The 11315-nt window shown below is 74.0% G+C and carries 11 protein-coding genes; 5 read left to right on the top strand and 6 right to left on the bottom strand.

From position 1 onward, the window contains the following. Positions 1-168 precede the first annotated feature (168 nt). Positions 169-1032, top strand: a complete 864-nt coding sequence (locus DC008_RS04200) for a phosphatidylinositol-specific phospholipase C/glycerophosphodiester phosphodiesterase family protein (protein WP_108705777.1) — start codon at positions 169-171, stop codon at positions 1030-1032. A gap of 125 nt (positions 1033-1157) precedes the next feature. Then, on the top strand, positions 1158-1352 hold the full coding sequence (locus DC008_RS04195; RefSeq protein WP_055622327.1) for a hypothetical protein: 195 nt from the start codon (positions 1158-1160) through the stop codon (positions 1350-1352). 3 nt (positions 1353-1355) lie between these two features. Here the strand turns inward: DC008_RS04195 and DC008_RS04190 are convergent, their stop codons facing one another. The 6 genes from DC008_RS04190 to DC008_RS04165 form a co-directional block, all read right to left on the bottom strand. Beyond that, on the bottom strand, positions 1356-2594 hold the full coding sequence (locus tag DC008_RS04190) for a phosphodiester glycosidase family protein (protein WP_108705776.1): 1239 nt from the start codon (positions 2592-2594) through the stop codon (positions 1356-1358). 72 nt (positions 2595-2666) lie between these two features. Continuing rightward, positions 2667-3029 carry a DUF779 domain-containing protein gene (locus DC008_RS04185; RefSeq protein ID WP_055622325.1) on the bottom strand — a complete coding sequence of 121 codons (363 nt, stop codon included), beginning with the start codon at positions 3027-3029 and terminating at the stop codon, positions 2667-2669. A 56-nt stretch (positions 3030-3085) separates the two neighbouring features. Continuing rightward, positions 3086-3718, bottom strand: coding sequence for a DedA family protein (locus DC008_RS04180; protein WP_108705775.1), 633 nt, complete (start codon positions 3716-3718; stop codon positions 3086-3088). Positions 3719-3758: 40 nt separating this feature from the next. Beyond that, entirely contained in the window at positions 3759-5042 is a 1284-nt protein-coding gene (locus tag DC008_RS04175) for a sugar ABC transporter permease (protein WP_108705774.1), read from the bottom strand. Continuing rightward, on the bottom strand, positions 5036-5809 hold the full coding sequence (locus DC008_RS04170) for an ATP-binding cassette domain-containing protein (protein WP_108705773.1): 774 nt from the start codon (positions 5807-5809) through the stop codon (positions 5036-5038). Before DC008_RS04170 ends, DC008_RS04175 begins: the two co-directional genes overlap by 7 nt. Positions 5810-5854: 45 nt before the next feature. Continuing rightward, complete coding sequence (locus DC008_RS04165) at positions 5855-6943, bottom strand: substrate-binding domain-containing protein (protein ID WP_108705772.1); 1089 nt, start codon at positions 6941-6943, stop codon at positions 5855-5857. A gap of 441 nt (positions 6944-7384) precedes the next feature. On the opposite strand from DC008_RS04165, the gene DC008_RS04160 reads away from it, so the two are divergent. From DC008_RS04160 to DC008_RS04150, 3 genes are read left to right on the top strand one after another with little or no spacing between them, the layout of a single operon-like run. Continuing rightward, positions 7385-9880 (top strand): SpoIIE family protein phosphatase, encoded by a 2496-nt coding sequence (locus tag DC008_RS04160; RefSeq protein ID WP_108705771.1) that lies wholly within the window; start codon positions 7385-7387, stop codon positions 9878-9880. A gap of 20 nt (positions 9881-9900) precedes the next feature. Next, entirely contained in the window at positions 9901-10986 is a 1086-nt protein-coding gene (locus tag DC008_RS04155) for a sugar ABC transporter substrate-binding protein (protein WP_108705770.1), read from the top strand. 58 nt (positions 10987-11044) lie between these two features. Next, on the top strand, positions 11045-11230 hold the full coding sequence (locus DC008_RS04150; RefSeq protein ID WP_108705769.1) for a hypothetical protein: 186 nt from the start codon (positions 11045-11047) through the stop codon (positions 11228-11230). Positions 11231-11315: the final 85 nt, after the last annotated feature.

Genomic DNA, 11315 nt, shown 5'->3' with positions numbered 1-11315 from the left:
CCACCCCGACGACCAGGGGTGGGCTTCTCGGCTCTTCCGTGCGCGCTGCGCCGGTGAAGTGAACGAGGGGCGGCGGTTCGGCCAATTCCCGCCCCCGCCCCTGCTGTTCGGGCTCCTCGGGACCGCATACTCACTGCGGTCCCGTCCGGCCCGACACGGAGGCGAAGCATGGCCCTCACCACCCGTCGCAGAGCCCTCACCACCCTCGGCGCCGCCCTCGCCGGCGCGGCCGCCCTCCCCGTGGCCCGCGCGCAGGCCGGCGAACACCCGCACCACCCCCGCCCGTTGTGGCGGGCCCACGCCCACAACGACTACGAGCACCCGCGGCCCCTCCTCGACGCCCTCGACCACCGCTTCGGCAGCGTCGAGGCCGACGTCCACCTCGTCGACGGCCGGCTCCTGGTGGCGCACGACCCCGAGGACCTCGACCCCGCCCGCACCCTGGAGACCCTGTACCTCGACCCGCTCGCCGCCCGCGTCCGCGCCCACCACGGCCGGGTGTACGCCGGTGCCCGCCGCTCCTTCCAGCTGCTGATCGACCTCAAGACCGAGGGCTCCTCGACCTACCTCGCCCTCGACCGGCTCCTCGCCCGTCACCGCCACCTGTTCACGACGTACGCCCACGGCCGGGTGCACCCGGGTCCGGTCACCGCCGTGATCTCCGGGGACCGCGCCGCCCGCGCCCCGATGGAGGCCCAGACGTTCCGCCGCGCCTTCTACGACGGCCGGCTCAGCGACCTCGGCACCGCGGCGCCCGCCTCCCTCATCCCGTTGATCAGCGACAACTGGACGCTCAACTTCACCTGGCTCGGCTCCGGCCCCTTCCCGGACGCCGAGCGCCGCAAGCTGCACGCCCTCACCGACGCCGCCCACTCCCGCGGTCAGCGCGTCCGCTTCTGGGCCACCCCCGACACGCCCGGCCCCGCCCGCGACGCCCTCTGGACCGAACTGCTCGCCGCCGGCGTCGACCACCTCAACACCGACGACCTCGCCGGCCTGGAGGCCTTCCTCGACAGCCACCGCCGTATCTAGCCGTTCGACGCGCAACATCACACGTTCGGAGGACAGGTCAGCCGCCCGGACGAACCCTTCGCTACGCCACACTTGCGGCCGAACGCCGTGAACCGGGCGATTCGGCGTGGCGGAGGAGGTTGACGATGGCCATTTCCATCTCGGTGGTGCTGCTGCTGTTCATTCTGGCGGTGATCTTCATCCGCAACGGCGGGCTGAAGGTCACCCACGCGCTGGTGTGCCTGCTGCTGGGCTTCTATCTGGCCAGCACCAGCATGGCGCCGACCATCCACAGCGGCCTGACCGCCACGGCGGACATCGTCAGCGGCCTCAGGCCCTGAGCGTCAGGACGTCGAGAACACGCCGATGCCGTTGGCGACCGGGCGCTCCGTGCCGTCGGACGGATGGTTGCGCACCGAGACGGCCGATGCGCCCGGCTCACGCGCGACCAGCGTCGAGGAACCGCCGCCGTCCAGGCTGAAGGCGGCCGTCGACCCCAGCGCCCGCATGACCCCGGCCACCTCCGCGATCGTCAGGCCGGTGCGGTACTGCGGCGCGCCGTCCAGCGCGAGCAGCACCACGCGCCGGCCGCCGTCCGCGATGCCGACGGCGGTGCGCACCGCCGACGTCCGGTCGTCCAGGCCGGGCAGCGGCCGTCCGCCGGCCAGCACCGGATACCCGCCGAGCGCGAAGCGGTACGGCACCCGGGACGTCGCCGCCACCAGCCGGTGCCGTACCGCCACCCGCTCGCCCACGAAGAGCTTCCGCAGCTGCCGCGCCCCCTCCTCGCGCCCCACGAGCACGGTCGTGCCCGCGGTGACGGGGCCGCTGCCGGGGGTGTCCGAGGCCGACACGACCCGGCCGCGACGGACCGTGACCTCGTAGGTGTCCGTGCTGCACGGGGCCGCCCGGTCGGTGTCCGTGCCGCACGTGGCCCGCACCCGCGACGCGCTGCCCCAGGCCGGGGTGAACGCCCCGATCGAGCCGACCGGCAGCGCGTACTGGTTCAGACCGCGTAACGCCAGCACGCCCTCCGGGGTGCGTACGGACCCGGTGAGCCGCAGCCGGTCCAGCCGGGCCCGGCGGTCGGCGCCCACCCCGAAGACGTCCTCGGTGCCGGTGCCGGGCGGCAGCGCCGGTCCGAAGCGCTGCCCTGCGGGCACGGCGCCCTTCACGGCCCGGCCCCGCGCGATCGCCGGTCCCACGCTCGCGCCGGTCGCCTGGACGCCGGGGTGCTGCGTCTCGCTGATGTTGAAGAAGTCGCCGTTCACCCCGGCGACGGCGCCCTGCGCGGCCGCCTGCCGGGAGACGGCCGCCCGGGCGGCCACCGCGCCGGGGTGCAGCAGGCCCAGCCGGACCCGCCGGTCGCGCAGGTCGACGGTGAGGACATGGGCGTGCGCGGTGCCCCTGGCCGCCGCGATGTCGAACCGGTCGTAGACCACGCCCGGCGCGATCGTCGTGCCCCGCTGCGCGGCGCCGGCCGGTGCCGCCCCCGTCAGGGCCGCGCCGGCCAGCGAGCCGAGTGCCGTGAGCAGCGTGAGCGCCGCCCGGGCCGTGCCGAATCTTCTCCGACGAAGCGTCACGATCCCCCCTGAGGTCACGTCAAATGTGGCAGGACTCAGGGGAAGTGCACCAGACGGCGATGACCTGCGGCGTCAGCGAGCGCCGACGACGCGGGAACGGATCAGGAAACGCACTCCCTCGGGTGCCTCCAGGGAGAAGCCGCTGCCCCGCCCCTCGACCACGTCGACGATCAACCGGGTGTGCCGCCACGCCTCGTACTGGCTCCGTGACATCCAGAACGTGACCGGCTCCGCCACCCCCTCGACGTCGAGCTCGGCGAGGAGCACGTCGGAGCCGCCCGTGCGGAACTCGCCCTCCGGGTAGCACATGGGCGCGCTGCCGTCGCAGCAGCCGCCGGACTGGTGGAACATCAGCGGCCCGTGGACCGCGTGCAGCCGCCGCAGCAGATCGGCGGCGGCGGGTGTGAGTTCGACGCGCGGGGTCTCCTCATACATGCGCCCAGCGCATCACACCCGACGTTGCGAGGGGGTTGCGGCGTGTGCCGCCGGGGTCAGCGGTCGCGCCGCTCGCGCCGGGCCCGGGCGAGGACCGGCAGGGCGGGCAGCAGGGAGAGCACCACGACGACGGCGATCAGAGGGAGCAGATAGGACTCGATGTCCGGGACGGAGTGGCCCAGGGCGTAGCCGGCCAGGACGAGGCTCTGCGACCAGAGCAGTCCACCGACGATCTGCCACACCGTGAACGTGCGCGCGGGGACGCCGAGCGCGCCGGCCGCCGGGTGCAGGACCGTGCGCACCAGCGGCACGAAACGGCCGATCACCAGCGCCTTGCCGTAGCCGTACCGGGCGAGCAGGGTCTCCGCGCGGGCCGCCGCCTCGCGCACCCGGGGTCTGGAGGTGCGGGCCAGCAGCGCCCGGCCGCCGTGCCGGCCGATCAGATAGCCGACCTGGCCGCCGAGCAGGGCCCCGGCCGCCGCGCACAGCAGGACCTGCCACAGCACGAGGTGCGGTCCCTGGCCCGCGCCGGCCGCGCACAGGACCCCGGCCGGCAGGAGCAGGGTGTCGCCGGGCAGGAAGAAGCCGAACACCAGCAGACCGGACTCGGCGAAGATCACCACCAGGACGCCGAGGGCGCCGAACGTGGCCAGGACCGCGTCGCCGTCGGTCGGGTTGACGGCCATCAACGCCCTCACCTCCCGGCTGCCCGGCGCCGCCCGCGCGGGGTCACGCGCGGCCGTGGGTTTCCTGCGAGCGGCGGGACAGCGCGTCGATGACGACCGCCGCGAACAGCACACCTCCGGTGATCATGAACTGGATGGCCGCGGGGGTGTCCGTGATGGCCATGCCCGAGGCGATCGACTGGATGACGAGCATGCCGAGCACCGCCGACCAGGTGGAGCCCCGCCCGCCGAACAGGCTGGTCCCGCCGATCACGGCCGCCGCGATCGCGTTGAGCAGCAGGACGCCCGAGCCCGAGCTCTGGCTGACCGAGGTGATGCGCGAGGCCAGGAACAGACCGCCGACGGCGGCCATGGTGCCGGACACCGCGAGGACCGCCGTCTGCACCCGGGTCACCCCGAGGCTGGCCCGGCGCGCGGCCTCCACCCCGCCGCCGAGGGCGTACACCTGCCGTCCGTAGTGCGTGCGGCGCAGCACGATGTCGAGGCCGGCCACCACCACGAGGAAGATCAGCAACGCCAGCGGCAGCCCCTGGAAGCGGTTGAGCACATAGGCGGAGACGAAGGCGATCACCGCGAGCCCGCCGGCCCGCGCGACGATCACCTGGAGCGACCGGTGCGGCATCCCGGCGGCCACCCGGCGCCGCCGGTCCAGCCACGACACCAGCAGGACGAGGCCCACCGCCACGGCGGCGATGGCGTAGGCGACGGCGTCCTGGTTGAAGTAGTAGCCGGTCAGCTTGGCCACCAGGCCGTTCTCGTCGAGGTTGATGGTGCCGCTGGTGCCCAGGATGTAGAGCATCAGCCCGTTCCAGGTGAGCAGCCCGGCGAGGGTGACGACGAACGCCGGCACCCGGGTTCTCGCGAAGCTGTAGCCCTGCACGGCGCCCGCGGCGGTCCCGGCCAGGACGGCGATGACGAGCGCCAGCCATTCGGGCACGCCGTTCTGCACGTTCAGCACGGCGAACACGGCCGCCGCGAGCCCGCTGATCGCCCCGACGGACAGGTCCAGCTCGCCGAGCAGCAGGACGAAGACGATGCCCACGGCGATCAGGCCGGTGCCCACGATGTCCACGCTGAGGTTGGACAGGTTCCGCGGGGAGAGGAAGTTGTCGTTGAGGGACTGGAAGGTGATCCAGACGATGGTCAGCACGACCACCACCGGGAGCGAGCCGACCTCACCGGCCCGCAGCCTGCGCCGGCCCTCGGCGATCCACCGCTTGACGGCGTCTCCCGCCGCCCGCCCCCGGGAGCCGTGGCCGTCCCCGGCGGGGGGAGCCGCGGTCCCGGTGGTCCGGTCCTCCGTCCTCGTGGGGGTCCCTTTCACCACGCCGCCTCCTGGTGCGCCGGCCGGCGGGGCGTGTTCTCGGTCGCGCCGGTGATGGACGAGATGATCTGCTCCTGCGAGGCCGTGTTCACGTCGAAGAAGCCGTTGTTGCGCCCCAGCCGCAGCACGACGGCCCGGTCCGCCAGGGCCTTCACGTCGCCCATGTTGTGACTGATGAGCAGCACGCCCATGCCCCGGTCGCGCAGTTCGTCCACCAGGTCCATGACCTCGGTGCTCTGCTGGAGCCCCAGGGACGCCGTCGGCTCGTCCAGCAGGATCAGCCGCGGGTCGCCGAGGAGCGAGCGGGCGATGGCCACCGTCTGCCGCTGCCCGCTGGACAGGGACACCACGGGCGCCCGCAGGTCGGGGACCGCCCGGGTCAGCCGTTTCAGCAGCTGCAGGGTGCGGCGCTCCATCTCCATCTCGTCGAGGAAGCCGTACCGGCGGATCTCGCGGCCGAGGAACAGATTGCCGACGACGTCGAGGTTCCCGCACAGCGCGAGGTCCTGGTAGACGGTGGCGATCCCCAGCTCGCGGGCGTCGGCCGGCCGCCGGATCTGCACCGCGCGGCCCTGCCACTCGATGACGCCCCGGTCGGCGGGGGACACCCCGGAGATCACCTTGACCAGCGTCGACTTGCCGGCACCGTTGTCTCCGAGGAGCGCGACGACCTGGCCGGCCCGGATCTCCAGGTCGATGTCCATGAGGACCTCCACGGCGCCGTAGCGTTTGCTCACGCCGCGCAGGGCCAGCAGTGGGGGAGAGGACACGGGGACGATCTCCTTCCCTGGCGTCCGGCCGGGCCGGACCGGTGGTCAGGTCAGCCCTGCCGTACGGCACGCGGCGGCGAGGTCCGGAATGCAGATCTGGCGGACCGTGTAGACGCCGTCCTTCACCACGGTGTCCTCGATGTTGTTCACGGTCACGGGGACGGGGGCGAGCGTCACCGCAGGCACCTCGTGCCCGTCCCGGGTCGTCACGTCGTCGCCGGCCACCCGGCCCAGGTTCTCCCCGCGGGCCGCCGCCACGGCCATCTCGGCGCCCGCGGTCGCCTCCGGGCGGAACGGCTTGTAGACGGTCATGTACTGCTCGCCGGCGACGATGCGGCGCACGGCGCCGAGTTCCGCGTCCTGTCCGGTCACCGGGGGCAGCGGCCGCACCTGGTTGGCGCGCAGGGAGGCGATGCTGCCGGCGGCCAGCCCGTCGTTGGCCGCGTACACGCCGTCGATGCCCTCGCCGCCCAGGGCCGCGATGGCGGCGGACATGTTCTGGTTGGCCGCCTCCGGCCGCCACTGGAGGGTGTCGTACGCCTTGCCGATCTTCACCTTGCCCCGCAGCACGGACAGCGCGCCCCGCTTGAACAGCACCGCGTTGGGGTCGCTCAGGTCGCCGTTCATCATGACGATCTCGGCGCCGGGCACCTCGTCGCCCATGGCCCGCAGCAGGGCCGTGCCCTGCAGTCTGCCGATCTGCTCGCCGTCGAAGCTGACGAACCCCGAGACCGGCCCCTCGGCCAGCCGGTCGTAGGCGACGACCGGGATGCCGTCCGCCTCCGCCTTGCGGACCGCCGACGCCATCGCCCGGGCGTCCACCGCCACCAGCAACAGCGCGTCGGCGCCGTTCGCGATCATCGAGTCCATCTGCTGCTGCTGGGCCGCCACGTCCGCCTTCGCGTTGGCGGTCTCGACCGTGCAGTCGCCGCAGCGCTCCGCGATCTCCTTCTCCAGCAGCGGCCGGTCCTGGGTCTCCCAGCGTGCCGTCGTGTTGTCCGGCAGGAGGATCCCGATCTTCGGGCCGTCGCCGCCGTCGGTGCCGCCCCCGCCGTCCGACCCGCAGGCTCCGGCGGCGACGGCGGTGGAGGCCGCGAGCAGGGCGACGGCGGTGTCCCGTATGCGAACTCTCATACGGAAGACCTCCCGAACGTGCCGACGCGGCACCGCCGGAGCGGCGATGCCGTGGCGCGGCGGCGGAGCCGGTGGAGTGCGGCGCGGGGCGGCGGAGTCGCCCACCCGCCGGCCGGCTCAGGCGGCACGCGCCCGGCCGGGTGGAAGGCGGGCCGACCGTGCGGCCACGCGCCCGGACCCGGCTGCCGGCCGGTGCGTGCTCCGTGGCAGCGGCAAGACGACCACCTGGTCAGTCTGACACCGGCCAGGTCGAAGGGCGAACGCAGTGATGGCGCCGCCACCGGGGCGCGTCGCACGGCGGACGGAGACGTCCGGGAAGAAATATGTCCGGGTCATCCGGATATGTAATTCTGGTGTCCCGGGTTCCCGTGCGCCCACCGCGTGAGGGTGCCCCCGATCTCCCCCAGCACCTCCGGCAGGGACGGGAGGAAGGTTGCGGACATGCCTCATGACGGCCGTGCCCGGGCCGGAGTTCCGGAGCCGGACGCACCGGAGGCCGGCACCACGGGCACCGGTGCCGCGCTGACCGCGGAGCAGGCCGCCTCGGGCGAGCGCGCCCTGGCCTTCGCCGGCACAGCCCTCGCCGCCGTCTACGTGGCCGACCCGGACGAACCCGAGCTGCGGCTGCTCGACTCGGCCGGCCTGGAGTCCCCCGAACGCCGGCTGCCGCCCACCCTCTCCACGACCGGCGGCTCGGCCGCCGCCCACGCCTTCCGCACCGGCCGGCCGCTGTGGCTGAACGCCGCCGCCCTGGCGTCCTACCCGGAGGGGGCACCCACCCCGCCGCCCCCGCGGACCACCTCCCTCGGTGCGCTCCCGCTGCGCGGCCGGGACGGCTGGCTCGGCTGCCTCGTCGTCGTCGGCACCTCCGCCGACGGCTTCGACGCCGGCCAGCAACGTTTCCTGGAGTGCTACGCCGACACCGTCGGCCGGCTGCTCGACGCCGAACCCGCCGGGTCCGCGCCCACCCTCCTGCTCGCCCGCGCCCTGCACGCCATGCGCGCCGGCTCCTTCGTCCTCGTCCCCGAGACCGGTCTGATCGACGCCGACGAGACCCTGCTCGGCCTGGTCGGCACCACCCCCGACGTCTTCGACGGCAAGGTGGAGTCCCTGCTCGCGCACGCCGTCCCCGAGGACATGCCCGCGCTGATGGCCGTCCTCGAACCGACCACGCAGGCCCCCGTCCGCCGGGAACTGGAGTTCCGCGTCCGCCGCCCCTCCGGCGAGCTGCGCTGGCTCAGCCTGAGCTGCCGGGTGCGGCCCGCCGCCGACGACCGGCCCGAGGAGGTGCTGGGCGTCGTCACCGCCACCTCCGTGGAGCACGGCACCACCGACGACGTGTCCCGGATCCAGTGGCTCACCGCCGCCCTCGACGACGCCGTGACCGTCGAGGACGTCGGCCGGGTCGCCGTCACCGCGCTGCGCGAGCCGCTGGGCGCCGACCGGGTGGCACTGGCCGACATCCGCGACGACCGGCTCGTGGTCACCCTCCTCGACCCGCCCGAACCGTCGGCCTGGCCCCAGGTGTGGCAGGCGCAGTGGCGCTCGGAGTGGCCGGACGCCCCGATCGCGGCCGTACCGACGCTGCAACTCGCCCTGCGGGACGGCCGGATGGACCTGTGGCCCGCCGGGACGCCCCTGGAACCCGCGCTCGCGGGCATCGGCTCCGGAGGGCTGGCCGTGCTGCCGCTGCCCGCCAAGGGCAGTGTCGCCGGGGTGTGCCTGGTCGGCTGGGAGAGGCCGCACGAGTTCAGCCCCGAGGAGCGGTCGCTGCTGACCGCCACCGCCGCGCTGGTCGGGCAGGCACTCAAACGGGCACACGCCCATGACGCCGAGCAGGAACTGGCGACCATGCTGCAGCGCAGCCTGCTGCCGCGGCGCCTGCCCGAGCTGCCCGGCGGCACGGCCGTCGCCCGCTATCTGCCCGCCCGGCGCGGACTGCAGGTCGGCGGCGACTGGTACGACGTCATCGCGCTCTCCGACGACCGGGTCGCCCTCGTCATCGGCGACGTCCAGGGCCACAGCGCGGGCGCCGCCACGATCATGGGCCAGATGCGGACGGCGGTCCGGGCCTACGCCGTCGAGGGGCACCCGCCCGACGTCGTCATGGCGCACGCCAACCGCCTGCTGACCGGCATGGAGACCGACCTCTTCGCCACCTGCTGCTACGTCGAGCTCGACATGGAGGAGGGCAACTTCCTCTTCGTCCGGGCCGGGCACCTGGCACCCCTGCTGCGCCACCCGGACGGCACCACCGAGGAGGTGCTGGTCGAGGGCGGGCCCCCGCTCGGCGTCCTCGCGGACGCGGAGTTCCCCATGACGGCGGTCGCGCTCGGCACCGGCACCGTGCTCGCGCTGGTCACCGACGGTCTCGTGGAGGCGGCCGACCTGCCGCTGGACGTCGGCATGGAGCGCACCCGGGCCGCGCTCGCCGCCGCCGACCCCGCCGATCTGCCCCGCACCGCCGACCAGCTGCTCGGCGACCTCGGCCGCCGCGAGGACGACGTGGCGCTGCTGCTTCTGCGCTACGACGGCATGCGGACCAAGCCGCTGCGGGCCGGCTGGGTGGTGTGGCGGCTGCCCGACGCCGTGATGCACGCCCGCCGGTTCACCGCGCGCACCCTGCGCCGCTGGCATGTCGAGGAGGCGGCCGACGCGGTGCTGCTCGTGGTGTCGGAGCTGGTCACCAACGCCCTCATGCACACCCAGGGCTCGGTCCGCCTCGATCTGATCCTGCGCGGCGACCGGGTGCGGGTGTGCGTCGTCGACTCCTCGCCGCGGGCGCCCGCCAAGCCGGTCGTCGTGGACTGGGAGTCGACCGGCGGCCGGGGGCTGCTGCTGGTGGAGGCGGTGTCGGAGGCCCACGGGTCGTTCCCGGTGGCCGGCGGCAAACAGGTGTGGGCCGAGGTCGCCGTGCCGGGCGGCCGCGCGCCCTGAACCGGACGAGGGGAGCTGTGATGCGCACCCGTACGCTGCACGTCGCCGCGGCGCTCGTCGCGGGTCTGCTGACGGTGCCCCTGGCCGCGTGCGGCTCCGACGAGCGGACCGGCGGCAGCGACGGCTTCACGGTCGGCCTGCTCCTGCCGAACCGGGTGACCCCGCGCTGGGAACTGGCCGACAAGCCGCTCATCGAGAAGCACGTCGAGCGGCAGTGCCCGGAGTGCCGGGTGGAGTACGCCAACGCCGACGCGGACGCGGCCCGCCAGCGCGACCAGGTCACCTCCATGATCACCAAGGGGGTGAAGGTGCTCATCCTCGACCCTGCCGACAGCAAGGCGCTGCGCTCCTCGATCCAGGAGGCGCGCCGGGCCGGGGTGCCCGTCGTCGCCTACGACCGCCTCGCCGAGGGGCCCGTCTCCGGGTACGTCAGCTTCGACGGCGCCCGCGTCGGCAGACTCCAGGGCGAGGCGCTGCTGACGGCGATGAAGGCGCGCGGCGACGGCCGGACGGTCGTGATGATGAACGGCGACCCGAGCAGCGCCAACGCCGGGTGGTTCCGCCGTGGCGCCCTGTCCGTCCTGGCGGGCCAGGTGACCGTCGCCCGGTCCTACGACACCGCGGGCTGGAGCCCGGAGAGCGCCCACGCGAACATGTCGGCCGCGATCTCCGCGCTCGGGGCGGACCGGATCAGCGGGGTCCTGGCCGCCAACGACGCCATCGCCGCCGGGGTGGTCTCCGCGTTCCGCAAGGCCGGGGTCGACAAGCCGCCGCCGGTCACCGGGCAGGACGCCGACCTGGAGGCCGTACGGCGCATCGTCGCGGGCGAGCAGTACATGACGGTGTACAAGCCGTTCGAGAAGGAGGCCGAGGCGGCCGCCGCCATGGCCCTGGCGCTCGGCCGGGGCGAGTCCGCGGAGGACGTCGCCACCACGACGATCGACAGCGCCACCCGACGGGACATCCCGGCCACCCTGCTGACCCCGACCGAGGTGACCGCGCAGGACGTGGAGCGGACCCTGGTGCGGGAGGGTGTCTACACCGTCGGGCAGATCTGCGTCCCGGAGCTGCGGGCCGCCTGCGACCGGCTGGGGCTGACCCGCTGAGCTGGTCGGCGGCCCGCGCCGGGGGGAGCATGGAGACAACCGTCGAGGGAGGTCGGCCATGAAGAGCGGAGCCTCGTACTACGACCGCTGGCTGTACTCGCACACCCCGTCCCAGGCCGAGGGTGAACGCGACGAACCGGCGGAGCGCGCGGCCACGGAGCAGCACCCGGAGGTCCCGAGGACGGAGCCGTCCCAGGCGGAGGGCGAGCGGGACGACGTCAAGGAGCCTCATCCGTTCAGGTGACCGTTCCGTCTGTTCAGGTGGATGAACATCGCCCACGTGGGTGTACAGTGCGGCACGGCTCATGCAAGGCTCGGTCAACTCCGTT

Origin of the sequence: Streptomyces nigra, from assembly GCF_003074055.1 — a bacterium.
Lineage (GTDB): Bacteria > Actinomycetota > Actinomycetes > Streptomycetales > Streptomycetaceae > Streptomyces > Streptomyces nigra.
Note: the sequence above shows the minus strand (reverse complement) of the source record. Positions and strands in the feature narration are given on the sequence as shown.